This is a genomic window from Romboutsia timonensis, assembly GCF_900106845.1.
In the GTDB taxonomy this organism is placed as follows: Bacteria; Bacillota; Clostridia; order Peptostreptococcales; family Peptostreptococcaceae; genus Romboutsia; species Romboutsia timonensis.
In genome coordinates this window covers 1,829,332-1,855,476 of sequence record NZ_LT629850.1, presented here as the reverse complement: position 1 = coordinate 1,855,476, position 26,145 = coordinate 1,829,332, and the positions used below count along the sequence as shown (strand labels likewise).

The window sequence follows — 26,145 nt, the reverse complement described above, 5'->3', positions numbered from 1 at the left end:
GTAGTTAATATGAGTGTTGATAAAATATTTATAAAATCTTTTTTAAACAACTTTGAAGAAGAATCATTTTCAGTTAAGTTATGGGATGAAGAAGAAATTAAAGTTGGACAAGATGAGCCTTTATTTAAGGTTACTTTAAATAAACCAATACCTAAAAAGGAATTACTATCAAGTGCAACATTAGCATTTGGAGAAGCATATATGGATGGGAATCTACAAGTTGAAGGCGATTTTTTAACTATGCTAAATACAGTATTAAAGTATAAAAGTAAATTTCCTACAGACTTTAAGGGATTGCCAAAAATATTTTCTAATTTAACATCTCAAAAAAAGCAAAAAGAAGAAGTATCATATCATTATGATTTAGGAAATGATTTTTATAGCTTGTGGCTAGATGATACTATGAGTTATTCATGTGGATATTTCAAAAATGAAAATGACTCTTTATATGATGCACAAATGAATAAAATTCATCACTTACTTAAAAAATTAAATCTAAAAGAAGGTCAAAGCTTATTAGATATAGGTTGTGGCTGGGGATCACTTCTTATAGAAGCTGCTAAAAATTATAAAGTAAAAGGATTAGGAATTACTTTAAGTGAAGAACAATATAAAAAGTTTAAAAGTAGAATTGAAGAGGAAAATCTACAAGATTACTTAGATGTAAAGCTTATGGATTATAGAGAACTTGAAAAGTCAGGGTTATCTTTTGATAGAGTTGTAAGTGTTGGTATGCTTGAGCATGTAGGCAGACCTAATTATGATTTATTTATGAGAAATGTATCGAAAGTACTTAAAAAAGAAGGTATATTTGTACTTCATTATATAAGTGGGTTAGTTGAATCAGAAGGAGATGCTTGGATGAGAAAATACATATTCCCTGGAGGAGTTATACCAAGTTTAAGAGAAATAGTATCCTTATCGGCAGACTATAAATTCTACACTACTGATATAGAAAGCTTAAGAACACATTATATGAAAACTCTACTTAAATGGGCTGAAAACTTTGAAAATAATATAGATACAGTTAGAGAAATGTTTGATGAAAGATTTGTTAGAATGTGGACTATGTATTTATATTCTTGTGCAGCTTGCTTTAACACTGGTGTCATAGATCTTCATCAAATAGTATTTACTAATGGAGTTAATAACTCAAACCCTTTAACAAGGGATTACTTATATAGATAAATAGATATTTATTAAAATTATTAGTTAAGGTATATATTATTAAATTAACTGTTTATAAAATACATATATATTAAAAGGTGCTTCTTGATTTATTTAATAAGAAGCACTTTTGTATTATAAAAAATAGCTGAACAAAATAATACAATAATATTATTTTTGAACGTAGGTGTATGATAGCTATAATAAATGAAAATACACTTATAAAACTTTATTTAGAAAAAACTAGAAGAAATAATTATACATGATTACTTAGAATTTTATCGATATTACACAATGAAACAATATTTAAATGATTAAAAAATAATATAAAAACAATAAAAATACATTAATATTATGTATCTAAACTTAAATTTAATTGACTTTGTAAAAATAAAGAATATAATTGAATTGTAAACCATAAATAAAAGATAGGTTTACAAAAAGGGGGGTACATATGAAATTAAAAACTAAGGAATTAGTAATATGTTCAATATTTGCGAGCTTAACAGCAATATTAACTCAAATATCTATACCACTTCCAGCAGTGCCACTTACTATGCAAGTATTTGCAGTGGCTTTATGTGGTTTAGTTTTAGGTAAGCGATTAGGATTTATATCTCAAATTATATATGTATTATTAGGTACAATAGGATTACCTGTATTTGCACAGTTTAGTGGTGGGATAGGTATAATATTAGGTCCTACAGGTGGATTTATATTATCATTTCCAATAATAGCATTTATAGTAGGTTATTTTTCTGAAAAGTTTAAATCTACAATTGGAATTATGTTTGGGATGATATGTTCTTTATTAATAAGTTATATAATAGGTACGCTTCAATTTTGTATAGTGACTAATTCAGATTTTATAAAAGGTCTTACAATATGTGTAGCACCATTTATAATTGTAGATATTATAAAATTAAGTCTTGCTACTTTAGTTGGGAAAAGTATATTAAGAAGAGTTAATTTCGGATATAGTATAGAAACAAGCTAGGCATATGTCTAGCTTTATTTTTATGTATAAGTAAATTATATAATTTAGAAATGATAAATAATATAATATTGTCATTGAAATCATTTAAAATATAAATATTATGAGTACATAAATATTTATATAAGCATAAAACATAAAAAAGTTTTTTTAATATTAAATTAATACCATATGCACTAAAATAAGTATATAATTTATTTTATAATGGATAGATAGGGGAGATTTTTTATGAGCAAAATAACAAGAGAAGCATTACTTCATATACCAAGAAGTAACTATTGTTATGGATATGATGAAAATACACTTCATATAAGACTTAGAGCTAAAAAGGGAGAAGTTAAAAGTGCATTTTTAAGAATAGGAGATCAGTATATTTGGGATGAATTAGAAGGTGGAGGAGGAAACTTAGGGTCTGGTGGAAAAGTGTGGATTTCAAGTTGTGATATAAAAATGGAGAAGGAATTAGAAACAGAGTATTTTGATTACTTTATAGCAAAATACAATCCACCAACAAAGCGTTCAAGATACTGTTTTATAATAGATGGTATAGATGAAAAGCTTTTGTATACTGAAAAATATATAATAAATTTAGGGAATGAAGATGATCAAAAGAAATTAAATGACATATCATCATTTTTTGCTTATTCATATTTAAATAAAATAGATGTACTTAAAATACCAAGTTGGGTTAAAGATACTGTTTGGTATCAGATATTTCCTGATAGATTTGCAAATGGAGATGAAAGCATAAATCCTAAAGATACAAAAACTTGGGGAACACCTCCAACTAATGATAACTTCATGGGAGGAGATTTACAAGGAGTTATAGACCACTTAGATTATTTAAAAGACTTAGGAGTAACTGGATTATATTTTTGTCCAATAACCATGGGTCATACCAATCATAGATATGATACAATAGACTATATGAAAATAGATCCTCATTTGGGAGATAAAAAAACACTAAAAAAATTAGTAAAAGAGGCTCACAAAAGAGGTATGAAAATAATGCTCGATGCAGTATTTAATCATATAGGATATTACTCTAAACAATGGCAGGATGTTATAAAAAATAAAGAAAAATCAAAGTATAAAGACTGGTTTTATATAAAAGACATTAATAAAGTAGACACACCACTTAATAAAATAGACTCAAAAAACATTCCTTATGAGACATTTTCATGTGTTGCTGAAATGCCAAAATTAAATACAGAAAATGAAGAGGTTATAGAGTATTTATTAGAGGTAGGAAGATACTTTATAAAAGAGTTTGATATAGATGCATGGAGATTAGATGTATCAAACGAAGTTGACCATAGTTTTTGGAGGCAATTTAGAAAAGAAGTAAAAAAGATAAAGTCTGATGTATATATATTAGGTGAAATATGGCACAATAGCTTGCCTTGGCTAATGGGAGATCAATTTGATGCTGTAATGAATTATCCATTTGCAGATGCTTTAATAAAGTTTTTCTGTACAAATGAAATAGATGAAATTGAGTTTAAATATAGATTAAACGATATAGTATCAAATTATCAAATGCAAACTATTGAATCTGGATTTAATTTACTTGGAAGTCATGATACAACTAGGGTACTTTCATATTGCAATAATAATAAGGATAAATTTAAGTTAGCATATTTATTTATGTTTACTCAATCAGGTGCACCGTGTATATACTACGGAGATGAAGTTGGTATGACTGGAGTACAAACTAAAGACTGTGAAGGTCAACGTGAATGTATGGTGTGGGATGAAGATAAGCAAGATAAAGAAATACTTACATTTATGAAAAAGATTATAAGTTTAAGAAAAAGATATAGTGAATTTAAGTTAGTAAATAATGAATGGGTACTAGCAAAAGATAATTTTATAATAGTTAAAAAAGAAAATATAAGTATAATAATTAATAATAATGACTTTGAAAAAACTATAGATCTTCCTGATTACTTAAAAGATAAGAAAGTATATGATCTATTTAATGAAGTTTACGTAAACCTAGAATCAAAGCTTACACTAAATCCATATAAATATTTAATAATAAAGAATTAAATTAAAGTTTAATATAGATTATGATTAACATATTTAAGTAAGAGATAGGTGATATATATTAAAAGGTTAAAGGAATTATTAGATAGAAAGTTTCTAAAGGATATAGAGTTATTAGAGTTAGAAGATAATGACTATGTAATAGACTGTAAATTTATAAAGCCATATAATGCTCATTATAATGAGTATGAAGTATTTGTAAGAGAAGATGATGAAATAAAAATATATAAGGTATATTTAAAGCATAGATAAAACTAATATTTAAAAAGTATATAAAGATATATAATATAAATAAAAGAGTCATAAAATATTTAAAGTGTACCCTTTGTCAAGGACAATTTAAAAAAAGGTATTTCTAAGAAACAAGATGATTTCTGTACTGAACAGGAGTCATCTTGCTTAAATTCCATTGATATCTATAATTATTATAGTAATCCATATAATCATCTATTTCTTTTATCACTTCTTCTAATGTACTACATTTGCTAAGAATAACTTCATCTTTAAAATGCCCAAAGAATGATTCTTGTGGAGCATTGTCCCAGCAATTGCCTCTCCTTGACATAGATTGTTTTAAACCTAATTGCTGTACTTGCTTTTGAAATTTAGGACTCGTGTAATGAACACCTTGATCTGAGTGTAAAATAGCTTCGCTATGGAGTTTTAAATTCACATTTGACTTAAGTTTTTCTAGTGTATTTAAAACAATATCTAACCGTAGGTTATCTGAGACATAATGAGCTAATATTTCATTTGTAGAGGAGTCTTTTATTGTAGACAAGTATGCTTTTTTTCCATTTTTATAACTTAAATATGTAATATCTGTTAATAGCACTTTATATGGTATATCTTGCTTAAATTCTCTGTTTATGAAATTAGAAACAATAGTATGCTCTTTACTTGCTTTCATCATACGTCTGTAAGGATTCGCTTTTCTATACGGGCAAACTATTCCATATTTTTTCATTATTCTCCTAATACGCTTTAAATTATATATTATATTAAATCTATCTTTTAAAACCATTTTTATTTGTCTTGCACCTTTTTTACGTCCTTTAAAGTTAAAAGCTTTTAATACATTTTCTTTTGATAAAATATCTTTATCTTCTCTTGATTTTCTTAAATCCTTGCTTTCTGATGAGAAGTATTTATAATACCCAGAACGTGATACACCTGCAACTTTACATAAATAACTTATCATATTTTTAAGTTTATATTTTTTTATTGTAGACTTAATAATCTCATATTTTTCACAAGAAAATAAACTTACTTCTTCTTTAACACTCTCCTTTCTATCATATCTAACTTTTTTAGTAATTCATTTTCAGCTTGAAGTAACTTCATTTTAGCTTCTAGTTTTTTGTATTTTTCTTCTATTGAAAGATCTTTCTCAATAGGTCTTCCAGTATTGTATTTGCGAGTATCTGTAAGTTTTATAGCTCCGCCATTTTTAAAGGCCGTACGCCATCTGCTAGCAGAAGATTTAATCCTTTGCATGCCTATAATATCGATATTGAAGCCACACTCTTCAAATATTATTCTAGGAAGTTTACCATTGATACTTTCATTTATAAATATTTTTTTAAATTCATCGGTATAGGTAATACCTTTCGAACTTACTTTCTTAATGTATTTGTTTTGTTTTAATATTATTATTTCCTGTTCTGTAAATAATTTTTTACTCATTAAAATTTTCTCCGATCTAATTATTATTTATTTAATTATATACAAAAATACCCTATAGAGTAGACCTTTTTATTAGTTGTCTACTCTATAGGGTACATTTTATNTATTCCATATTTTTTCATTATTCTCCTAATACGCTTTAAATTATATATTATATTAAATCTATCTTTTAAAACCATTTTTATTTGTCTTGCACCTTTTTTACGTCCTTTAAAGTTAAAAGCTTTTAATACATTTTCTTTTGATAAAATATCTTTATCTTCTCTTGATTTTCTTAAATCCTTGCTTTCTGATGAGAAGTATTTATAATACCCAGAACGTGATACACCTGCAACTTTACATAAATAACTTATCATATTTTTAAGTTTATATTTTTTTATTGTAGACTTAATAATCTCATATTTTTCACAAGAAAATAAACTTACTTCTTCTTTAACAATCTCCTTTCTATCATGTCTAACTTTTTTAGTAATTCATTTTCAGCTTGAAGTAACTTCATTTTAGCTTCTAGTTTTTTGTATTTTTCTTCTATTGAAAGATCTTTCTCTATAGGCCTTCCAGTATTGTATTTGCGAGTATCTGTAAGTTTTATAGCTCCGCCATTTTTAAAGGCCGTACGCCATCTGCTAGCAGAAGATTTAACTCTTTGCATGCCTATAATATCGATATTGAAGCCACACTCTTCAAATATTATTCTAGGAAGTTTACCATTGATACTTTCATTTATAAATATTTTTTTAAATTCATCGGTATAGGTAATACCTTTCGAACTTACTTTCTTAATGTATTTGTTTTGTTTTAATATTATTATTTCCTGTTCTGTAAATAATTTTTTACTCATTAAAATTTTCTCCGATCTAATTATTATTTATTTAATTATATACAAAAATACCCTATAGAGTAGACCTTTTTATTAGTTGTCTACTCTATAGGGTACATTTTAATTATTTTATGGCTCTTTTATTTATATTATAATTTGATAAATTAAAATCAATAGTTACTATAGTTTATTAAATTTATACTAAAAGAGTAAACAATAAGAAGTCTACCATGTCGATACATGGTTTATTATTCCTCATAGTAAGAATCAACTGATTGATTAGTAGTAGAATCATTATTATTTTTACTAGAATTTTTAGGTCTAGATTTTTTAGATGATTTAGTAGAATTTTTAACTTTAGTATTAGTGTCTGTAGACTCATCATCTAATTCATTAATATCAGGCTTGTGTTTATTAGATTTCTTAGTAGATGATTTTGTTTTTTTAGATTCTTTTTTAGACTCTTTAATTTTAGTAGTAGGTTTAACTTCTTCATTAGAATCTTCTATATCACCATTTTTCTTAGATTTTTTCTTAGATCCTTTAGTTCTAGGATTATTTTTATTAGCTTTTTTACTAGATTTTTTATTTTTTAATTTTTCACTCTTAGAGTTTAAATCTTCAGAGTTTAAGTTAGTAGTGTTTGAATTATTAACAGTTAAAGTGGTTTCATCTAAAGTAGTATTGCTTACAATTTGGTTATAAGTAGTATTAGATGGTTTATCATAAATACAAATGCTTTTATAATTTGGTTTAGTATTATTATCGATAGTAGTATTATTAGGAATATTTATAGGATTATTAATTATGTCATAATTTGCAATAGTACTCTTTGGCATAGTATTTTGTGTACTTTTAGATTTAGAGCAATAGCAAGGATAATGATTACATTTATCGCAAACTTTAAATTCTTTATAATTGGAATAACTATGGTTTAATCGTTTTCTATTATTAGAAGCATTAGAATGATTGCAATAACAAACTTGATTGCCGCAATGTTTACAAATGCTAAGTTTTTTCCATCTATATCCATTATATTTAAACAAAATATAATCCCCCTTTGTTTTGATAAAATATATATTTTAATAAATAATATGACTTTAATATCTAAAAAGTTACAAAATACTTTATAAAAAGAAATGATTGATTAAAGAGTGGTAAAGCATATTTTGATAATAAAAGAATATAAGAAATAATAGGAAAATAAAAGGATATAAATAAGTTGAATTTTAAACAAACATATTTATATCCGTAATTTTATAGTATATTTTCTAAATCTAATAAATTATTAATTTCATATTTAGGGACTATATCAGTGTTGTTAATTTTGTTAGATAGGTTACACCAACAAGTGTCTATTGAAGCATTTAAGCCACCTTTAATATCTGAAGATAAACTATCTCCAACCATTAAAACAGAAGATTTATCATCATGATTTAAAGATTTAAGTGCATACTCAAAAATCTCAGGATTAGGTTTTGCAATTTTAATTTCATCAGATATAATAACATCATCAAAATAATGGCCTACATCAGATTCTCTAATTCTTTTGTGTTGAACATCAGCAAGTCCATTTGTAATTATACCTAATTTATAGTTTTTAGATAAATAGTCTAAAAGATCTTTTGTATCTTCATATAGAAATGATCCTTGGCTTAAAAATTTGACGTACAATTCACTAAGCCTTGTAGCATCATCAGATAAATTAAGTTTATCTATAAGCCTTTGAAATCTTTCAATCTTTAAATCATCTGAGGTGATTTTTCCTTCCTCAAATTCTTTCCATATTTTAGTGTTTATTTCCTTGTAAATATTTATACAATAATCCTTATCATAATCTGTATCTAAACTAGACATTAAACTTTCTAAGGCATATTTTTCTGTTTTTTTAAAATCAAATAAAGTATCATCTGCATCAAATAAAATAACTTTATATTTCATATAAATCTCCTTTTGAACAAATTATATAATATTAAATTTGATTATAACATAAAAATAGCTACTTTAAAGTATAAGGATTATACATTAAGGTAGCTATTTTTTTATTAATAAAGTGGTATAAAGGATTTTAATAAAATGCTATTCAAAAGATAAATCATTTGCACTATTGTGAAACGAATTTTAAGCAACGGATATATACGATGCGGGAGCAAGGATAAATCGTTGGCCTTATGAGTGAAACGAATTTTATAAGAAAAATACTAAAAATAATAAAGGCCAAAGCCCACAGCAAGATTTGTTATTACAATTGCAGTTATTTAAATGACAGTTACAATTATTAGAACACTTATTAGGATGACTAATATTAGAATTAGATTTACAATTGACCTTTTTATTGTTTTTTAAATTTTTATTATTACAATTTTTTCTAGGAGATGAGGTACAAATTTTTAAATTAGCAGTATTATTATAGTTATTCATTTTACACTTATTACAGTTTTTTAATTTCTTAGGATATCTATTACTCAAAGGAAACACCTCCTTTAAAAAGTATAGATTAATAAATTATATGACACTAATAAACAAAAAGTTACGAAATATAATATCAAAATAACTATTAACAAAGAGTTTTTAAATAACATAATCTATAGTATAGCTATTTTACAAGGGGGATAGTTTATGGCAAAGGCAGAATATGGAGACATAATATATACTAAGCATAATCTGTATAGACATTATGGAATATATATAAATGAAAATTGTGTAGTTCATTATGATGGCAAATTAGATGATATGTTTTTAAGAAAAATGTGTATAAGAGAAACTACTATGGATAGATTCTTAGGTGGAAAAACATGTTATTATATAGATAATAGAGAAGCAAAATTTAATAATGAAGAAGTTGTTAAAAGAGCAAGAGAGTGTATAGGAGAAGAGAAATTTAATTTAGTTTCACATAATTGTGAACATTTTGCTATGTGGTGTAAAGCTGGTGAGCCGAGATCAAAACAAGTGTATTTAACGCTTTTATTAGCTATAACTATTAATTCTTGTTTAAATAATAAAGGTGTAATACAAAATAAAATGGATCTTATATAGTAGACTTTTATAAATAATCAAATTGTATTATAAAATTTTATACTATATGTCAAAATATATACTTTAATGTATTTTTTTATTGACACATATCTTTTTACATTGTATATTAAAAAATATAGGATACCTTTAAGATAGTCCCGTGAGACTAATAAGGAAATGTACGTAATGTAGTATTTTTTACCTTAATATCTATTGGTATTAAGGTTTTTTTGGTGTCCTAAAAAAATTTTAGGAGGATACTATGAACAAAACTCACACTTCAACAAATAATGCTAATAAATTAGCTATCAAAATGGCGACTGCCTTAATAATAGGCCTAATAGCTGGAACATCATTTATTTTCTTAAGGGAAAAATTAATCTCAAGTGGAAATAGTGATACTTGGACTATGATAAATAATTTATTATTCCAAGATATAACTAAACCAGAGGCAAATAATGCAATTGGAATCTTTTATATAGTTGGTCAACTATTTATAAACTCACTGCAATTAGTAATAGTACCTATGGTATTTACATCAATAACTCTTGCTATGTGTAATATAAGTGATACAAAAAAATTAGGTCGTATATCTTATAAAACAATATTAGGATTTTTAGGAACATCTGTATTTGCACTAATACTAGCTGGTATATTTGGAATGATTGCTAATAAACTTGGTTTATTTAATGTAAGTATAAATAATATATCTTCAAGTGAAGGAAGTGTTGCTAGCAATCCGCTTTTAGTATTTGTACAAGCTATACCAAATAACATAACTTCAGTATTTGGTGAAAATGGACGTGTTTTATCTATAGTTTTCTTAGCTAGTGTTACGGGAATTTGTATTAATTCTTTAGGAAATGAAATTTTAGTATTAAAGAAACTATTACAAGATATAAATAAAATAATAACTACTTTTTTAACATTTGTTATAACTAAATTTGGACCAATAGCTATCTTTATTTTAATAACAAGAACTTTTGCAATTTATGGTGTTGAGCATTTAAAACCAGCTCTTGCATATGTTGGTACTACTACAATAGCTTTAATATTATTCTTAACTATTGGATATGCTTTATTTATTTACTTTACTACAGGATTAAATCCAATGATATTTGTAAAGAAAATTTCAAAAGTAGCTTTATTTGGTTTCTCTACTTCTTCATCTGCTGCAACATTGCCTTTAAATACTAAAACTATTATTGAGGACTTAGGTGTAAGTGAAGAAATAGCATCTTTTACATTACCACTTGGTATGACTATTAATATGAACGGAACCGCTATAATGCAAGTTATTGCAGCAATATTTATAGCATCTAGTTCAGGATATGAAGTTACTGTAGGAAATATATTAATAATATCATTATTAGCTTTAATAGCATCAATTGGTACACCTGCTGCTCCTGGTGCTGGAGCGATAATATTATTTACTGTTTTAACAGGTATGGGATATCAAAATGATGCAGCAGTACTTGCTTATTCATTAATACTTGCAATAAACAGACCAATAGAAATGCTTGTTACTTCATTAAATGTAGTTGGAGATGCTGCAACGGCTGTTTATGTGTCTAAGTCAGAAAATAACTTAAATGAAAAAATTTATAATGGATAATAAATAATATCTTAATGCGATAAGATAAAAATATAAAAATAGCTCAAAGTATAAAATAGATCCTATATAGTGGACATGATAAAAAGCGTGTTTATTTATGGGATCTTTTTTGTACAATATTAACTAAGGAATTATTATAAGATGATTAAAAAGGTATTTATATAACTAAAAATATTAAAATTTCTAAAAATAAATATGTAAAACTGTAGAATAATAGAAGAACTTAAAATATTGATAGATCATTACATGGATTATAATAATGACTATTTTCAGTGGAATTTAAAAAAGCTGACTACTGTATAATACAGAAATCAGCTTTTAGTAAATTCTTGATGCTCTTTTTTATAGTGTCTTTGATAAAGAGCCCATTTTAAAAATAACAACACATTTATTATTAAAAAATACTATTTAGCAACGAATGTTTCACAGCTACTATTTTCAAAATTTATATCTACATGGCTTGCATTACAAGCACCATATATATTATATGTACATTTATTAGCACTACAAGATATATTTTGAGTACTAGTTAAACCTGTATCACCATGGTAGTTAGTCATGTTAAAGTTATCTTTATCTCTAAATGTATCACAATAAGTTTCAGGTGTTATAGCTGCATCATATCCTTCAACTTTTATTTGCGAAGCATAACAACCTCCAGTTTTATTGAATGCGCAGTTTGTAGCTGAGCAATGTAAATTACTTCCCATAAAATACCTCCTAAATAAAATTCTATTATTATTATGTCAAAGATAAATTATTTTAATCATTTACATCTAAAAATAAATATATTAGCCTAATATATTTATAAATAAGATTATACAAGGCATTGTAAATACATCAAGTAAAAAGGCAGCAACCAATGGAACTACTAAAAAAGCTTTTTGAGAATAGCCATATTTATCACCTATAGAGGTCATATTAGCTAAAGCTGTAGGTGTAGCACCTAATCCATGACCAATAAGACCACTTATCATAACTGCAGAATCGAAGTTTTTACCAAGAACTTTAAAACAAATAAAAATAGAGTATATAATTATAAAAATAGCTTGGCATATAACAATAATAAGTATTGGGCCAAATAAACTTGATAACTTAAATAAATCAATGCTCATAAGTGCCATAGTTAAAAATATTCCAAGGGATAAATCACTTAAAAAATCAATAATTTTAAAATCTAGATTTATAATATTAACTTTATCATTTATATTTCTAAATAATACAGATATTAACATACAACCAGTTATAGCTGGAATTATTATCCCTGTTAAGTTGAAAAATATATTGGCTATTAATTTTCCTAAAGATATACAAAGAAGAATAGCTAATAATTGTTCTAAAAATGAAAAAATATCAAGGTTTATTCTAATATCAATATTTTTTGATATAGATACTTTTTTATAGTTTAAGTCGGGTTTTAATTTATACTTGTCAATTAAAAACTTAGCAAGAGGAGAGCCAATAAGTCCTGCTAATATAAGACCAAGGGTTGATGCTGCTATACCAACGCTTATAGCATTTTGTATACCTAAATTTTCTATAGTAGCACCATAGGCAGCAGAAGAACCATGTCCACCTTCCATTGAAATCGTACCACACATAAGTCCAAGTAATGGATTTATACCTATAACTTTAGATAAGATAAGAGCAATTATATTTTGGCAATATGATAAAACTCCGCACAAAATCCAATATTTTATAAGTGCTTTTCCACCTTTTTTAACTAAAGACATACTCATTGAAATTCCAACTGTGGTAAAGAAAAAACATATTAAATAATCCATTAAAGAAGTATCCATAGAAATATCACAGATGTTAAAAAACTTTAAAAGAAGAGTTAATAGACAAAATAATAATCCACCAATAACTGGTGAAGGAATACAAAATCTATTGAATATATTGACTTTATTTTTTATAAAATTACCTACAATAAATAAAATTATAGATAAAATCAAAGTCGAGGTAATATCAAAATTTAAAGAATGCAAAATACCACCTACCTTACATATTTTAACTTGTACATATAAAAATATATTAGATAAGCTATAAAATAATGCATATAAAATTCGCTTCCCTTGATTAGTGTGCTGGTGAAGCGAATTTTAAATTTATAATTTTTTTAATATTTTTATGAAATCATTAACAGTATCTAAAAGGTATTTACCCTTATAGTATTCAAGTTTTATATCATCAAAACTAGGCATATCACGAACAACTTGTGGTCTTTCTTCAAATAATCCTAAAACATTGAAATCCTTATCTAAAACAGCGATACTAGGACCTTTAAAAGATTCTTTATCAATACCTAAAGCAGGAGCCATAAACTTTTTACCGCGAGCCATAGTTATAACTGACATATTAAAGTTAGGGTTAAGATCTAAAAACCTTTTTAAAACTGTAGCATTTAATTGAAAGTCAGGACACCATATTTCACCTGAAACTAAGAAATTCACTTCATAGTCTATACTTTCTATAAATGATATCATTTCATCAGTTAAATTTAATCTAGAATTATTTTTGAAAATTCTAGCTCTTTCCCCTTTAGTTCCTTCTCCGACAGAACTTTCAAAGCTTTGACCAATTTCAAATAGTTCTTTAAGACTCATTTCAACCATAACAAACCTCCAAAATTATTATTTATATATATATACTACCATAAATAATAATATAGAGTATGTAAATTTTACTTTATAATACAAACAAAATTATATAATTAGTAATGAGTATAATAAGTAAAAAATGTTAACCGTATATGTATAAATATTTTAATATACCTGATACAAATATAATATAATTAAATTTATATTAAAAATTAGAAGTAAGGAAGTATGAGATCTAAGAAAGAATGGATAAAAGAGTATCAAGAAGAACATATAATAATAAAGATATAGAAAGTAGTAAAATAACATCTATAATAGAGATGATAAATTTGTGTATTAGTAGAAGATAAAAATATAGAAAACTATAAAGTAAAATTAGGGTATTTTGGAAAAATGATAGCTTTAGAGGTTGCGTCACTTGGATTTTCAACTTGTTGGATAGGTGGAACTTATAATAAAATATGCACTTAATGCATATTCATCATTTAATAAAAAGCCTAGAGTCACTATATCAAGAAATACTAAATTAGCCACTAATTGCATTAAATCTATTTCTTCCAAAATTTTTTGAAATTGTTGAGAAAGTCAATAAAAATCTCAAAATGGTATTCAAAATTAAATTTTATATATTAAAACATAAATTTATGTTAGAATTTAATTAAAGAAATCGAAAATTAAATGAGAAAAAGCCAGGGATGATACAAATTTGACTACTTATTCCTGACTTTTATATATCAACTCCTTATTGGTTTTTTATAAATAGGAGAGTCTTCTTTTTTATTTATAGGAGGTGTAAATTAATGTTTTTATACTTAAGTTTAATTGAGACAGAAGAAGATAAGATCAAGTTTGAGGCTATCTTTAATAATTATAAAAAAATAATGTATTATGTTGCAAATAGCATATTAAAAGATGAACATTACTCACATGATGCTGTTCAAAATAGCTTTTTAAAAATAATTAAACATATTGATAAAATAGAAGATGTAAAATGCAACAAAACGAAAGGATTTATCGTTACTATAGTAAAGAACTCTTCGATAGACATATACAGAAAGCTACAAATGGAAAAAAATAAAGTTCAAAAGCTAGAAAATGAAATATTAAGTTTTGAACAAGAAGTATATGATACTGATATTTTACCTAATAAAGTAGAAGTAGCTATATTAAAGTTACCAGAGCGATATAAGCAAGTATTTTTTTTAAAATACTCTCATGGAGTTCATGATGATAAAATTGCAGATATATTAGATATAAGTCCTTCTACAGTAAGGACTAGAATAAAAAGAGGGAAGGAAAAATTGAAAATCATATTAGATGAAATGGAGAAAGTACATGGATAAATATGAAATTACTGATGATTTGCTTTTTCAGCATTGTGCTAATGCTGAAAATTTTATATTAGAACAAATCCCAGATGAAGAAGATATAGATTATGAATATCCTAAAGAATTTGAAAAGAAAATAAAAAAAATAATTAAGAAAGAAAAAAGGGGTTTGTTTCTTAATAAAATATGCTTATATACAAAAAAAATAGCTGTAGTATTTATAGCATTTTTAATTAGTTTATTTACAATAACAATGAGTGTTGAGGCTTTAAGAGTAAAATTATTTGATATGGTTAAAGAAGTTTATGAAAAATTTACGATATATAAATTTAAAATAGATGAAAATGACAATAAAAAAGTAAATTTTTTAGAGAAGAAAAGCATTAATTATCTCCCAAATGGTTTTGAAGAGATTGATAGAGCTGAGTATGATAATGATATATCGCTAATCTATTCAGATGGAGAAGATTATATAACATTTAATTACTTATTAATTGAAAATAGTAATTTATATATGGATATAGAGAATGCAAAAATAAATAAAGTTCAAATAAACAATTTTTATGCAGATTATATTGAAAAAGAAAATAAAAGTCGGTTAGTATGGCAAGATGAAAATATATTATATGATTTAAAATTAGACTATATAAATAAAGATAAATATTTAGATATTAAGTCTGAATTAATAAAAATTGCAAAAAATATAAATTAATTTGATAAATAATGAAACAAAACCTCCTAAAAATTTCGTTTACTTAATGTAAAGAAATTTTTGGGAGGTTTTTATGTGTATAAAAGGAAAGATAATCAGTAGTTTAGGGGTATCAGTATTAGCATTTAATGTTTTATTATCTACTCCAATATTTGCAAATGAATATGAGACAAATTTAGAAATACAAAATGAAGCAAGGTATACTCATATAGATAAGGCAAGTAGCAACCTAAGTATAAGTGGTGGTGTAGCAACTTTAACTGCTAGTATGACTGCTAATCCAGGAGTTAGTAAAACATTAATAACATCAAGGCTACAAAAAAAGTTAATGGATCATGGGAAACTGTACAGGCATGGACAGAAACAAGTAGCACGACTTCTTGTAGGCTCAATAAAACGATATCAGTTTCAAAAGGGAATAGTTATAGAATATTTTCAACAGTGAAAGCTTACAAGGGGATAGATTCTGAGAGTATTGCTATATATAGTAATACTGTGAATTATTAGCAGGGGTATAGATTGAAACTAATATTATTAGTTCATATAAATTTTACTAAATAGGGGGAAAACAAATGAATAAAAGAATTAAAAAAATAATAAATGTTGCTATATTAGTTTTAATAGTAATATTTTCTTCTGTAGGCTGTAGCAGTGATTCAAAGTATAGTGATTTATTAACTAAATACATAGAAATTAACAATGATTACACAAATCAAAAAATTACTAAAGAGATTATAGAAAACATTGTAGGTTTATCTTTTTCTTCTTATGAAGAAGGAAATGAGAATGATTTAAATAGTTATATATATAGTGTTGATGATGAAGAGTTAGTAATATCAACTGATAATAATGATAAATTAGTATTTATAAAATACAACAAATTAAATGAAATTGAGCTAGTGAACTCCCTAATAGATGGGACATCAATTGGTGGATACAAACCTGGTTTTACTTCTAAATTTGAGATTAAAGACTTAAATACTCAAAAAGAGTTATTAGATAGCTATATAAATAATAGATAAATTTAACACTCATGAAGTTGATTTAAAATTAAGTATTATAGTATATAGAGAGGTTAAGATTATGAGTAATATTAAAAGAAATATTCTAGGTACTATTGCTGGTTTTTCACTTATTTTTATGAATAATAGTAACGTAACAAAATCTGTTAATCAACTATTTTTGAGAATAAACAACGGAGAGAATTTAAATTCAATATCTATACTTGTAAGTGGTATTGTACAGGATTTATTACTAGGGATTTCTTTATGTGGAATTTGTGTATTATTATTTTTTACAATCAGTTTATTGAAAGATATTGTTTTATACAAGAATGAAAATAACTAAGAATAATAAAATAAATTAGCCAGTTATCAAGAGAGGGAGATTAAATTGAGTTTAAAAAAAAAAAGAGTAAGGAAAAGTATTGCATTAGTGTTAGTTGGAGTAATGGTTGTCACACCTATTATGAATAATGTTTCGGCTATGGAAAATACCTATGTAAATAGTCATATAGAAATTCAAGAGAATATAGAGTATTTTAAAAATGTTGAAACATATATAAAAGAGTTATATGGAACAGAAGATAAATTTTATCCTTTTAAAGTTGGCATTTCGGCAGTAACAGCAGCATCAGTAGCACCTGATGTTCTTGCTTATCTTATAAATGTTCGTAATTGTGGAAGTTATTACAATATAATTATAAATGGAAAAAGCTAAAAAACTAATATTTATTTCATGTGTTATTACATTAATAATTTCTACAATTAATGTGCTAGACACAGAATTATTAACAAGTACAATAGATTTTATTATAACAATTACGGTATTTTTAACTGCGATATTAAAACAAATTAATTTATTAAAATATAATAAATTAAATAAAAGTATATGTCAAATAATAAAAGAATCATGTATTATATGGATAGTTGCAATTATCTTTTGTATATTTGCAATAACTATGATTTAAAAGATAATAAGAAAGGAGTAAAGAATGAAAAAATCTTTAATATATGGAGTTAGTACAGCTGTAATCTTTTATATAACTACATCATATATACTTGAACCTTTTGGTATGTTTATAACATACGGTGGTGATAGTTATACACTATCATATCATATGTTTTCATATATGGGTTTAGTATTGTTAAGTGGAATAATTGTATTTTGTACAAGTATAATTATTCAAAAAATTAACTATCTTATAGAGAAACTCGATAATAAAAATTAAAATAATAATAGGTTATTTATGGATAATGTAATTTAGGGGAAATTATAAAATGGAATGTTTGAGATATAATGTAGTATAAAGAATAAACATACTATATTTTAAATTAACTCGTTGTGCTAGTTAATTTTTTCAATAATAAAACTCCAACAAATATAGCAACCTAAGATTATCAATACTAATTTAAAAGAGGTTTACTATATGATGTTGGAGCTTAATAATTATTATATCCAGGAGTTAGAAAATTTAACAGATTTATTTACAAATATTTTTGTAATTATAGATGATATATACAATGAAATTATACCTATTGGTATAAGGAATAGACGTAATATTAAGGATAGCAAACTTTCAGATAGTGAGATAATTACTATTAGTATAGTTGGAGAACTTTTAACTATTGACTCAGAGAAATCATTTTTTAGTTTATTAAAAAGAGAATATAAAGAACTATTTCCAAGATTAGGAGATAGAACTAGATTTAATAGAACTAAAAGAAATTTACATTTAGTAATATCTAAAATAAGAGGATATATATCTGAATTTATGCAACTTTACTCTAACAATATAAGAGTTATAGATAGTATGCCTATTCCTGTATGTGAGTTTGGAAGAGCTCATTTTAGTAAATGTTTCAAAGGCGAAGCCTCCTATGGAATATGCGCTTCTAAAAAAGAAACTTATTTCGGATTTAAATTTCATGCACTTACTACTGTAGATGGATTTTTAACTGATTATGTTATAACTCCAGCAAACATAGATGATAGAAATGCGGTATGGGATTTATGCGATAAATATAGATCTATCTCTATAATCGGAGATAAAGGATACATTAACAAAAGGCTAACGCCTGAATTAAAAGGTGAAAGAGATATAGATTTGCTATTCTTAAAAAGGGCAAATAGTAGAGATAACTATCCAAAAGAAGTAAGACAACTATTATTTAAAGTTAGAAGAAGGATAGAAACTAGTTTTTCTCAATTAACAGAACAATTAAATTTAAATAAGGTTAAAAGTAAATCGATGCTAGGATTTATAACTAGAACCTCAATAAAAGTTTTAGCTCATAATATTTCATTTCTAATAAATAAATTGATGAAAAATGATGATTCTATGGCTAAGATAAAAAGATTAGTATTTGGTTAATATTTACAAATACTAATCTTTATTGGATATTGTTTTTTGAAAAAAGCAATTTACTTTATTTGGAAAATAATTTTAACTAGCACAACAGATTAAGTTAGTAAATTTAATGTATTAATAATTAAAGCAACAAAAATAGCTAGATAATAAGATAATGATAAGCTCCCTTTGGGTATATAGTTAAAATAATAAAACTGTCTACCATAAAGGGAGTATTTTTATTACTTATTTATAACATTTTAATAAAGATAATTTTAATTAAGACTCTAGACAAAGAGTATAAAAGTCTATACAAACATCTTTTAAATTGACTTTATCAGGATTAAAATTAATCTTTCTTAAATAATTATAAAAATCTAAATCATAAACAAAATTACTAAAATCATATTCATACTGAGAATACCTGTAATCTAAATATTTAGAAAATCCTTCAATTAAATTTTCCTCACACCACTCATTAAAATGATAAGCATCACGACCATATTCATTATATACAGAAACTAATTCATCATCAGATTCTAATTCATTACAAATATCTAAAAACTCAGGAGTATCAGTAAAAGAATCAAATAAAGAATGTGAATATTTATGAAAAGGAACTCTAAGAAGGTCTTTAACTGATGTATTAGGTTGAATAGTAGATACTATATTATTATCAAACTCAAAACTTTGAGAAGATATAGGGTTTAAACTGTAGTAAAAAGTACAAACGTAATCGTTACTTAAAGTTACTCCACATACATTTTCAATGAATTTTTTTACATCTACATCATTTGAAGACAATAATTCATTTAACTTAGAAGCCTTTTTATTTAAAGATGGTTTTTCTTTATTAAAATAAGATTTGAAATAATCATTATAAAAATAATTAAAAAAAACATCTATATCATTTTGCAAATCAGAAGATAAACTTAAATTTTTACTAGAAATTAAAGTATCCACTATATCAGATACACTAGCATTATCATCTAAATTAATAACAGAGTTTGTATAGCTCCAAGATGAATTAGAGTCAAATATATTTTTTAGTTTAAACTTCATATCATCATCCATAGAATTATAAGTTTTTGTTAGCCATTTATAATGTTTTTTTGCATCCCTTGAAGTATTATTATATAAATCTTCATAAGTAGAATTATTACTTAAGTTTTCTATGTTTGTAGTATATATTTCATAAGCAGTTTGAATTAATGAAATTTTTAATGAAGGACCATTAACTTTAATGTCTGAATTGTAATTTATATCTTTAGTGTTTTTGCATCCTGTAAGTATGAATATTGATAATATATTTAAAATAATAAATCTTTTTATATTCACAATATCACTCCTTACATAATAAAATTTAACCTATAAATTAAAATACCTTTTAAAATCATTCAACAAGAAATCCTTATAAAATATGGTGATATTAATAAAAAAATAGCAAAAAAATAAATATGTAAAACTTATATATTTATAGTTGAAAATTTGGGGAATCAAAAGCTGTCATAAAAAATAGAATTAAATATATTAAAGAGATAAGAATTATTAAAATATTTTACCTAAATCAATTTTGAGCAACGGATGTATCCGTAGTAAAAGCAAGAATATATCGTTGGCGAAATGAGAGAAGCGAATTTTTTATTATAGATAATAGATGGTATAATAAATTTAAAGTAGACGCTTATATAACAAAACAATCAAAAGAAAAATAAAAGTATAAATTAAATTATGTAAAATAATCTTAAGTATTATTAAAGCGAAGTTAATTAAAATAAGAAGATAATATATTAATATCAAAAGAAAAAGGACTAAAGGAATGAAACTATGAACTTAAAAGAAAAAATAGATAACTTACCTAAAACTCCTGGAATTTATATGATGAAAGATAAATACGGAGATGTTATATATGTAGGTAAATCAAAAAAGCTTAAAGAAAGAGTAAAAAGTTATTTTGTAAACTCTAAAAATCACTCAAGAAAAGTAAAGAGAATGGTAAAAAATATTGAGGATTTAGATGTAATACTAACAGATACCGAGTTAGACGCACTAATTCTTGAATGTGAAATGATTAAAAAAATTAGACCAATGTATAATCAACTTTTGAAAAATCATGAAAACTATTCATATATAAAAATAAATAAAAATATAAAGTATCCATATATAGAAGTATCAAAAGAAATAGAAGATGATAGTTTATACTTTGGACCATATACTATGGATAAAAAGTTAGATGAAATAGTAAGTATAATATCTAGAGAATATAAAACTAGAACTTGTAAAATAATGAATAAATGCATAAAGTACGATTTAAATAAATGCATAGGACCATGTAGAGAAATTGTATCAAAAGAAGATTATAATATTATAATAGACACAATAATAAAAGATTTGAATAATTCAAATAAAAACTTAATAAATATATTAAATAAAAAAATGCAAGATGAGATAAGTAAACTCAACTTTGAAAAAGCAAAAGATATAAATAATGATATAGTTTTATTAAAAAGCTTATCTCACAAACAAGATATAATTAATAATGCAAATGAAAATAAACCAATACTTGCATGGATAAACTTAGATGATGAAAATATAAAAATATACGTTATAAAAGGTGCAAAATTATTAAAATCAGAATTAATAAAGGTAGAGGATTTTGAACTTGATAATCTAATATATACAATAAAAGAACAAATATTAAGAAATGAGGAAAATATTGCTGAGGAAGTAGTAGATAAATACTATATAGATTTTGCTAACATATTATATTCTTATATCAAAAGTAATAAAGATATAAACTATAAATATATATAGGATAAAAAACTAGTTAGTATTAAAGCTTACTTAATCTGATTTATAAAGTTTTTTATATTAGTAATTATATGAGGATTTTTATAAATAGAATACTAACTTGTCATAAAAAAGCTACAGTAAAATTACTGTGGCTTTTAGTTATTTATTATTAAATGTTAAAAAAATTTTAGATAAGATATTGGACAAAATGATTTTATAATTTTTTTATATAAATTATAGAATTTAAGGGTATATATAAAGTGTAGTTTTTATTAGATGCTTTATCTATATGTCTTCGAAGTAATATTATTTCATAAGGAGTAGCAGATATAATTTCTCCATATAACTTATCTTTAGTTAAATAAGTGTATACTTCTACATATTGGTTTAAAAGGGAAATAGCTAATTCATACATAATATCAGCTCCTTAGCATGATATGTCTTATTATAATATATGAATTTATGCATAACTTTGACATTAAAAATACTAGGAATATTCCAAAAAAAGTAATTATATGATAGTATTAGTGAAGAAAAAATATCCATATATAAATAACTACATATAAAGAAATAATAGATAATAAAGTAGGGAGGAGAGAATATGTTTTCAAATTTATTAGTAAAAACATTTATAAAAGATAATGAAAATATTGAAAATGAAGATGTAAGAAATAAATATGGGTATCTGGCTGGAATGGTTGGAATAATAGCAAACTTTATATTATTTGGAGTAAAATTATCAGTAGGTTTATTAACATCAAGTATAGCTATAATGGCAGATGCATTTAATAACTTATCAGATATGGCATCGTCAGTTATAACAATAGTTGGATTTAAATTAGCAAGTATACCACCTGATAAGGAACATCCTTTTGGACACGGTAGACTTGAATATATATCGGCACTTATAGTTGCATTTATGGTAATGCTTGTAGGGATTCAATTTGTAAAATCATCAATAGATAGAATATTAAATCCTGTACCTATAACATTTGAAATAATACCATTTATATTACTTTTCATATCAATACTTGTTAAAGTATGGCTAAGTAGATTTAATAAGTTTATGGGAAGTAAAATAAACTCATCTGCATTAAAGGCGGCATCAGTTGATGCAATGGGAGATGTATTTACATCAAGTACTGTTTTAATATCATTTTTAGCAGCTAAATTTACAAGTATTCCAATAGACGGATATGCAGGTATAATAGTATCAGTAGCAATACTTTATGCAGGATATTCATTAGTAAAAGAAACTATAAGCCCATTACTTGGGGAAGCACCGGACCCTGAACTAGTACAAGGAATAAACCAAGCTATACTTTCATATGAGCATATACAAGGAGTACATGATTTAATAATTCATAACTATGGAGTTGGAAAGTCGATAGCATCTGTTCATGCAGAAATACCAGCAGATATAGATATAATGACAATACACGATATAATAGATACAGCTGAAAGAGAAATATCAGAAAAGTTTAAAACTCACTTAGTAATACATATGGATCCTATATGTGTTGAAACTGAGGAAGTAGCATATACAAGAAGTGAAGTAGAAAAAATAATAAAGTACAATCCAGTTATAAAATCAATGCACGATTTTAGGATTGTTGGTCATGGAGAACATCAAAGTATAATATTTGATGTTGTAGTTGATAATGACAAGATGGTTAAAATTATGACTGAAGATGAATTAAAGGAAGATATAATTAATGCAATAAAGGATGTACATCCAGAATACAATTGTATAATAACAATAGATAGGGACTATCATTAAAATTTTGATTAACGGTATGAGGTAAAACTCATACTTTTTTTGTAAGTTTTAACAGATGGCTCGCTCCAGGATAATATATAAGTTTCACTCCATGCTTAAATGTCGTTACAACTTATATATTATCCTCTTCGCTAATTTGATACAAAGAACATATACATACTAAATAAGTTACTAACCTATACAAATTAGCAAAATACTACTTTAGAGTAATTTAATAAATGTGAAAAAGAAAGTATTATTTAAGCATAAAATAAATGTATACTAAGGAGGCATAGGATATGCTAAATTTAGATTCAATAGTATCTTATAGAGAAGATATAGATACAACAGATATAGATGGAGATAAGGTAATGATGGACTTAGAAAAGGGACAATACTTTGCATTAAATAGTGTGGGAAGTAGAATATGGGAAGAAATACAATCACCTGTTAAAATATCTGAAGTAGTAAATACATTATTATCAGAATATGATGTAGACAGAGAAACTTGTGAAAAAAGTGTAATGGAGTTTATAGAAGGATTAGACAATGCAGGCCTTTTATCGTCTAATTAGAAAAACAAAAACATTTTTATTTAAGATTAGTATGGAAGATAAGCTTCTATTTTTAGAAGCTTTTTTTTTAACAGGTATAATGAGATTTAAAATACTTAAAAAGCCTTTTAATAAGTTAAAAGAAGAAATGGGTACATATAATAAGGAATCAAAAGAAGATGTTGATTTAAGTGAATATAGGATTTGTAACAAAGTAAGATGGATAGTAACAACTATAAGTAAATACACTCCATGGGAGAGTTTATGCTTGGTTCAAGCTTTGACTGTTCAAAAGATGTTAAAAAAACGAAATATATCAACTACTATTTATCTTGGAGTAAATAAATTAAATAATGAAATGAAGGCACATGCCTGGATTAGATGTGGAAAGATGTATATAACAGGTGGAAACGGGGCTGGATATGCTACAGTTGCTAAATTTTCTAATGAGTAAAGGTATTTTTTACGCTTAAGGATATTATAATATTTAAAAAAATGCGGATAACTTCTGAATGTAAGTAATATCAATAAACTGGTTTTGAGCGTAAAAAAGATTTTGAAATGCTTCGCCCACGCAGTGGCTCAAGCAACGGACGAAGTCGTTGGCGACATGAGCGAAGCGAATTTTTTATAAAGTTAGAGAATGTGTATAGATTTGTGTAAATAATATTTTTTATTTCTGTTTAATCTTTCATTTCATTATCTATAAAAGTTTAGTATAAATATTATACAAAAATTATTAATTTTACATTCAAAAAAGACTGTAGGTAAGTTTATATTTACAAGAACATACTTACAGTCTCTTATTTTAGAATTAGTTGTAAAAGGATTAGAATAGACTTCATACAATTATTTATTTATTTTTTACTAAATCCTTCACCTAAAACCTCATGAGCATCATTAATTATAATAAATGCCATAGGGTCAATCTCATTAACTAATTTTTTTAAATGAACTTCTTCACGTCTAGAAACTACAACCAATAAAACATCTTTTTTTATGTTAGTATATCCACCACGTCCTTCTAAAAATGTAACTCCTCTTTCTAAATCCTTCATAATAGCTTTAGATAATTCATCAAACTTATCGGTAACTATTATGAAAGATTTTGAAAAATCAAATCCTTCAACAATAGTATCAGAGATTTTTATAGTTATATAAAGTGAAATAGTAGCGTATAAGGCAGTTTCTATATTTTTAGATACAATACCTGCAAGAATAATAACAATGCCATCTATTATAAATAAAAATGTAGAGATACTTATAAATGGAAATATTTTATTTAAAATAAGACAAGCAAGTTCAGACCCACCAGTTGATGCATCTACTCTAAATAACATACCAAGGCTAATACCAACTACTATACCACCTGCTATAGCAGATAATAAAACATCACTTGTTGTGTTGTAAGTTGTTAAGTCTTCTGTTACTTTTAAGAAAAAAGTGAGTAGTAAAATACCTATCAGAGTCTTTATAGCGTCTCTTTTTCCTAAAATTTTAATACCAATTATAAATAAGGGTATATTAAAAGCTAAATTTATAAGCCAAAGTGGAGTATTAAATAAACTTTTAAAGACTATAGCAAGACCAGTTAACCCACCTGAAGCAATTGTATAGGGCTCTAAAAACATATTAAGACCAACGGCCATTATAAAACATCCAAGGCATAATATTATCATGTCAAATATATATGAAATAGAA

General features: G+C 25.1%; 30 protein-coding genes and 1 pseudogene. 20 read left to right on the top strand and 11 right to left on the bottom strand.

Annotated features, from left to right (window positions below; all coding sequences use genetic code 11):
* Positions 1-9 precede the first annotated feature (9 nt).
* The 4 genes from BN7997_RS11395 (at position 10) to BN7997_RS11380 (ending at position 4,462) form a co-directional block, all read left to right on the top strand.
* Positions 10-1,188 carry an SAM-dependent methyltransferase gene (locus BN7997_RS11395; protein ID WP_071120896.1) on the top strand — a complete coding sequence of 393 codons (1,179 nt, stop codon included), beginning with the start codon at positions 10-12 and terminating at the stop codon, positions 1,186-1,188.
* A 433-nt stretch (positions 1,189-1,621) separates the two neighbouring features.
* Positions 1,622-2,164: a biotin transporter BioY gene (locus BN7997_RS11390; protein WP_071120895.1), complete on the top strand. Its 543-nt coding sequence runs from the start codon at positions 1,622-1,624 to the stop codon at positions 2,162-2,164.
* Between the two features lie 225 nt (positions 2,165-2,389).
* Positions 2,390-4,213 carry a glycoside hydrolase family 13 protein gene (locus tag BN7997_RS11385; protein WP_071120894.1) on the top strand — a complete coding sequence of 608 codons (1,824 nt, stop codon included), beginning with the start codon at positions 2,390-2,392 and terminating at the stop codon, positions 4,211-4,213.
* A gap of 48 nt (positions 4,214-4,261) precedes the next feature.
* Complete coding sequence (locus BN7997_RS11380) at positions 4,262-4,462, top strand: hypothetical protein (protein ID WP_242873413.1); 201 nt, start codon at positions 4,262-4,264, stop codon at positions 4,460-4,462.
* A gap of 103 nt (positions 4,463-4,565) precedes the next feature.
* On the opposite strand, the gene BN7997_RS15300 is transcribed toward BN7997_RS11380, so the two are convergent.
* The 5 genes and pseudogenes from BN7997_RS15300 to BN7997_RS11345 form a co-directional block, all read right to left on the bottom strand.
* Positions 4,566-5,896, bottom strand: a protein-coding gene (locus BN7997_RS15300; protein ID WP_408638337.1) for an IS3 family transposase whose coding sequence is annotated in 2 segments (ribosomal slippage) — positions 4,566-5,509 and positions 5,509-5,896 — 1,332 coding nt in all. Because the reading frame shifts where the segments join, the coding sequence is not laid out codon by codon here.
* A 104-nt stretch (positions 5,897-6,000) separates the two neighbouring features.
* Positions 6,001-6,737 (bottom strand): annotated as a pseudogene (locus BN7997_RS16075) (HTH domain-containing protein); the annotation flags it as partial.
* Between the two features lie 227 nt (positions 6,738-6,964).
* Complete coding sequence (locus tag BN7997_RS11355) at positions 6,965-7,762, bottom strand: FYVE zinc finger domain-containing protein (RefSeq protein ID WP_071120891.1); 798 nt, start codon at positions 7,760-7,762, stop codon at positions 6,965-6,967.
* A 211-nt stretch (positions 7,763-7,973) separates the two neighbouring features.
* Positions 7,974-8,657, bottom strand: coding sequence for a YjjG family noncanonical pyrimidine nucleotidase (locus BN7997_RS11350; protein ID WP_071120890.1), 684 nt, complete (start codon positions 8,655-8,657; stop codon positions 7,974-7,976).
* A gap of 246 nt (positions 8,658-8,903) precedes the next feature.
* A complete protein-coding gene (locus BN7997_RS11345; RefSeq protein WP_071120889.1) occupies positions 8,904-9,185 on the bottom strand; it encodes a hypothetical protein in 282 nt (93 codons plus the stop codon).
* A 150-nt stretch (positions 9,186-9,335) separates the two neighbouring features.
* Here BN7997_RS11345 and BN7997_RS11340 point away from each other — a divergent pair, with 150 nt between their 5' ends.
* Positions 9,336-9,755 carry a lecithin retinol acyltransferase family protein gene (locus BN7997_RS11340; RefSeq protein WP_071120888.1) on the top strand — a complete coding sequence of 140 codons (420 nt, stop codon included), beginning with the start codon at positions 9,336-9,338 and terminating at the stop codon, positions 9,753-9,755.
* Positions 9,756-9,996: 241 nt separating this feature from the next.
* The gene (locus BN7997_RS11335; protein WP_071120887.1) at positions 9,997-11,349 is read left to right on the top strand and encodes a dicarboxylate/amino acid:cation symporter; all 1,353 of its coding nucleotides are present in this window, start codon (positions 9,997-9,999) and stop codon (positions 11,347-11,349) included.
* 404 nt (positions 11,350-11,753) lie between these two features.
* On the opposite strand, the gene BN7997_RS11330 is transcribed toward BN7997_RS11335, so the two are convergent.
* The 3 genes from BN7997_RS11330 to BN7997_RS11320 all read right to left on the bottom strand — a co-directional run bounded on the left by BN7997_RS11330 (position 11,754) and on the right by BN7997_RS11320 (position 13,964).
* Positions 11,754-12,059 carry a DUF1540 domain-containing protein gene (locus BN7997_RS11330; RefSeq protein ID WP_071120886.1) on the bottom strand — a complete coding sequence of 102 codons (306 nt, stop codon included), beginning with the start codon at positions 12,057-12,059 and terminating at the stop codon, positions 11,754-11,756.
* Between the two features lie 81 nt (positions 12,060-12,140).
* Positions 12,141-13,337 carry a sodium/glutamate symporter gene (gene gltS / locus BN7997_RS11325; RefSeq protein WP_071120885.1) on the bottom strand — a complete coding sequence of 399 codons (1,197 nt, stop codon included), beginning with the start codon at positions 13,335-13,337 and terminating at the stop codon, positions 12,141-12,143.
* Positions 13,338-13,457: 120 nt separating this feature from the next.
* On the bottom strand, positions 13,458-13,964 hold the full coding sequence (locus BN7997_RS11320; protein ID WP_071120884.1) for a thioredoxin family protein: 507 nt from the start codon (positions 13,962-13,964) through the stop codon (positions 13,458-13,460).
* Between the two features lie 378 nt (positions 13,965-14,342).
* On the opposite strand from BN7997_RS11320, the gene BN7997_RS16415 reads away from it, so the two are divergent.
* From BN7997_RS16415 to BN7997_RS11275, 10 genes are all read left to right on the top strand, one after another.
* Positions 14,343-14,420 (top strand): hypothetical protein, encoded by a 78-nt coding sequence (locus tag BN7997_RS16415; protein WP_408638352.1) that lies wholly within the window; start codon positions 14,343-14,345, stop codon positions 14,418-14,420.
* Positions 14,421-14,749: 329 nt separating this feature from the next.
* On the top strand, positions 14,750-15,292 hold the full coding sequence (locus BN7997_RS11315; protein ID WP_071120883.1) for an RNA polymerase sigma factor: 543 nt from the start codon (positions 14,750-14,752) through the stop codon (positions 15,290-15,292).
* Positions 15,285-15,989 (top strand): DUF4367 domain-containing protein, encoded by a 705-nt coding sequence (locus BN7997_RS11310; protein ID WP_071120882.1) that lies wholly within the window; start codon positions 15,285-15,287, stop codon positions 15,987-15,989. Before BN7997_RS11315 ends, BN7997_RS11310 begins: the two co-directional genes overlap by 8 nt.
* A gap of 73 nt (positions 15,990-16,062) precedes the next feature.
* A complete protein-coding gene (locus BN7997_RS11305) occupies positions 16,063-16,434 on the top strand; it encodes a hypothetical protein (RefSeq protein ID WP_071120881.1) in 372 nt (123 codons plus the stop codon).
* Between the two features lie 127 nt (positions 16,435-16,561).
* Positions 16,562-17,011, top strand: a complete 450-nt coding sequence (locus BN7997_RS11300; protein WP_071120880.1) for a hypothetical protein — start codon at positions 16,562-16,564, stop codon at positions 17,009-17,011.
* Between the two features lie 118 nt (positions 17,012-17,129).
* Positions 17,130-17,336 carry a hypothetical protein gene (locus tag BN7997_RS11295; RefSeq protein ID WP_207645587.1) on the top strand — a complete coding sequence of 69 codons (207 nt, stop codon included), beginning with the start codon at positions 17,130-17,132 and terminating at the stop codon, positions 17,334-17,336.
* A 45-nt stretch (positions 17,337-17,381) separates the two neighbouring features.
* The gene (locus BN7997_RS11290; protein ID WP_071120878.1) at positions 17,382-17,708 is read left to right on the top strand and encodes a hypothetical protein; all 327 of its coding nucleotides are present in this window, start codon (positions 17,382-17,384) and stop codon (positions 17,706-17,708) included.
* On the top strand, positions 17,695-17,958 hold the full coding sequence (locus BN7997_RS11285) for a hypothetical protein (protein WP_071120877.1): 264 nt from the start codon (positions 17,695-17,697) through the stop codon (positions 17,956-17,958). Before BN7997_RS11290 ends, BN7997_RS11285 begins: the two co-directional genes overlap by 14 nt.
* Positions 17,959-17,982: 24 nt before the next feature.
* On the top strand, positions 17,983-18,219 hold the full coding sequence (locus BN7997_RS11280) for a hypothetical protein (RefSeq protein ID WP_071120876.1): 237 nt from the start codon (positions 17,983-17,985) through the stop codon (positions 18,217-18,219).
* A 201-nt stretch (positions 18,220-18,420) separates the two neighbouring features.
* Positions 18,421-19,362 carry an IS982 family transposase gene (locus tag BN7997_RS11275; protein ID WP_071121415.1) on the top strand — a complete coding sequence of 314 codons (942 nt, stop codon included), beginning with the start codon at positions 18,421-18,423 and terminating at the stop codon, positions 19,360-19,362.
* Positions 19,363-19,617: 255 nt separating this feature from the next.
* Here BN7997_RS11275 and BN7997_RS11270 read toward each other — a convergent pair whose 3' ends face one another.
* The gene (locus BN7997_RS11270) at positions 19,618-20,676 is read right to left on the bottom strand and encodes a hypothetical protein (RefSeq protein WP_071120875.1); all 1,059 of its coding nucleotides are present in this window, start codon (positions 20,674-20,676) and stop codon (positions 19,618-19,620) included.
* 489 nt (positions 20,677-21,165) lie between these two features.
* Between BN7997_RS11270 and BN7997_RS11265 the strand changes: the two genes are divergently transcribed.
* Positions 21,166-22,152 (top strand): GIY-YIG nuclease family protein, encoded by a 987-nt coding sequence (locus tag BN7997_RS11265; RefSeq protein WP_071120874.1) that lies wholly within the window; start codon positions 21,166-21,168, stop codon positions 22,150-22,152.
* 193 nt (positions 22,153-22,345) lie between these two features.
* On the opposite strand, the gene BN7997_RS11260 is transcribed toward BN7997_RS11265, so the two are convergent.
* Complete coding sequence (locus tag BN7997_RS11260) at positions 22,346-22,546, bottom strand: hypothetical protein (protein WP_071120873.1); 201 nt, start codon at positions 22,544-22,546, stop codon at positions 22,346-22,348.
* 186 nt (positions 22,547-22,732) lie between these two features.
* Between BN7997_RS11260 and BN7997_RS11255 the strand changes: the two genes are divergently transcribed.
* From BN7997_RS11255 to BN7997_RS11245, 3 genes are all read left to right on the top strand, one after another.
* The gene (locus BN7997_RS11255) at positions 22,733-23,911 is read left to right on the top strand and encodes a cation diffusion facilitator family transporter (RefSeq protein ID WP_071120872.1); all 1,179 of its coding nucleotides are present in this window, start codon (positions 22,733-22,735) and stop codon (positions 23,909-23,911) included.
* A 278-nt stretch (positions 23,912-24,189) separates the two neighbouring features.
* The gene (locus BN7997_RS11250) at positions 24,190-24,465 is read left to right on the top strand and encodes a lasso peptide biosynthesis PqqD family chaperone (RefSeq protein ID WP_071120871.1); all 276 of its coding nucleotides are present in this window, start codon (positions 24,190-24,192) and stop codon (positions 24,463-24,465) included.
* Positions 24,466-24,496: 31 nt separating this feature from the next.
* Positions 24,497-24,898, top strand: a complete 402-nt coding sequence (locus BN7997_RS11245; protein ID WP_242873412.1) for a lasso peptide biosynthesis B2 protein — start codon at positions 24,497-24,499, stop codon at positions 24,896-24,898.
* A 403-nt stretch (positions 24,899-25,301) separates the two neighbouring features.
* Here BN7997_RS11245 and BN7997_RS11240 read toward each other — a convergent pair whose 3' ends face one another.
* Positions 25,302-26,123: a YitT family protein gene (locus BN7997_RS11240; RefSeq protein ID WP_071120869.1), complete on the bottom strand. Its 822-nt coding sequence runs from the start codon at positions 26,121-26,123 to the stop codon at positions 25,302-25,304.
* Between the last annotated feature and the right edge of the window lie 22 nt (positions 26,124-26,145).

Excerpts from the sequence above, each read along its gene's own strand:
- BN7997_RS11395 (WP_071120896.1), top strand. The coding sequence starts at position 10 with ATGAGTGTTGATAAAATATTTATAAAATCTTTTTTAAACAACTTTGAA.
- BN7997_RS11390 (WP_071120895.1), top strand. The coding sequence starts at position 1,622 with ATGAAATTAAAAACTAAGGAATTAGTAATATGTTCAATATTTGCGAGC.
- BN7997_RS11385 (WP_071120894.1), top strand. The coding sequence starts at position 2,390 with ATGAGCAAAATAACAAGAGAAGCATTACTTCATATACCAAGAAGTAAC.
- BN7997_RS11350 (WP_071120890.1), bottom strand. The coding sequence starts at position 8,657 with ATGAAATATAAAGTTATTTTATTTGATGCAGATGATACTTTATTTGAT.
- BN7997_RS11340 (WP_071120888.1), top strand. The coding sequence starts at position 9,336 with ATGGCAAAGGCAGAATATGGAGACATAATATATACTAAGCATAATCTG.
- BN7997_RS11335 (WP_071120887.1), top strand. The coding sequence starts at position 9,997 with ATGAACAAAACTCACACTTCAACAAATAATGCTAATAAATTAGCTATC.
- BN7997_RS11330 (WP_071120886.1), bottom strand. The coding sequence starts at position 12,059 with ATGGGAAGTAATTTACATTGCTCAGCTACAAACTGCGCATTCAATAAA.
- BN7997_RS11320 (WP_071120884.1), bottom strand. The coding sequence starts at position 13,964 with ATGGTTGAAATGAGTCTTAAAGAACTATTTGAAATTGGTCAAAGCTTT.
- BN7997_RS16415 (WP_408638352.1), top strand. The coding sequence starts at position 14,343 with ATGATAGCTTTAGAGGTTGCGTCACTTGGATTTTCAACTTGTTGGATA.
- BN7997_RS11315 (WP_071120883.1), top strand. The coding sequence starts at position 14,750 with ATGTTTTTATACTTAAGTTTAATTGAGACAGAAGAAGATAAGATCAAG.
- BN7997_RS11310 (WP_071120882.1), top strand. The coding sequence starts at position 15,285 with ATGGATAAATATGAAATTACTGATGATTTGCTTTTTCAGCATTGTGCT.
- BN7997_RS11305 (WP_071120881.1), top strand. The coding sequence starts at position 16,063 with ATGTGTATAAAAGGAAAGATAATCAGTAGTTTAGGGGTATCAGTATTA.
- BN7997_RS11300 (WP_071120880.1), top strand. The coding sequence starts at position 16,562 with ATGAATAAAAGAATTAAAAAAATAATAAATGTTGCTATATTAGTTTTA.
- BN7997_RS11295 (WP_207645587.1), top strand. The coding sequence starts at position 17,130 with ATGAATAATAGTAACGTAACAAAATCTGTTAATCAACTATTTTTGAGA.
- BN7997_RS11285 (WP_071120877.1), top strand. The coding sequence starts at position 17,695 with ATGGAAAAAGCTAAAAAACTAATATTTATTTCATGTGTTATTACATTA.
- BN7997_RS11280 (WP_071120876.1), top strand. The coding sequence starts at position 17,983 with ATGAAAAAATCTTTAATATATGGAGTTAGTACAGCTGTAATCTTTTAT.
- BN7997_RS11275 (WP_071121415.1), top strand. The coding sequence starts at position 18,421 with ATGTTGGAGCTTAATAATTATTATATCCAGGAGTTAGAAAATTTAACA.
- BN7997_RS11265 (WP_071120874.1), top strand. The coding sequence starts at position 21,166 with ATGAACTTAAAAGAAAAAATAGATAACTTACCTAAAACTCCTGGAATT.
- BN7997_RS11260 (WP_071120873.1), bottom strand. The coding sequence starts at position 22,546 with ATGTATGAATTAGCTATTTCCCTTTTAAACCAATATGTAGAAGTATAC.
- BN7997_RS11255 (WP_071120872.1), top strand. The coding sequence starts at position 22,733 with ATGTTTTCAAATTTATTAGTAAAAACATTTATAAAAGATAATGAAAAT.
- BN7997_RS11250 (WP_071120871.1), top strand. The coding sequence starts at position 24,190 with ATGCTAAATTTAGATTCAATAGTATCTTATAGAGAAGATATAGATACA.
- BN7997_RS11245 (WP_242873412.1), top strand. The coding sequence starts at position 24,497 with ATGGAAGATAAGCTTCTATTTTTAGAAGCTTTTTTTTTAACAGGTATA.
- BN7997_RS11240 (WP_071120869.1), bottom strand. The coding sequence starts at position 26,123 with ATGATAATATTATGCCTTGGATGTTTTATAATGGCCGTTGGTCTTAAT.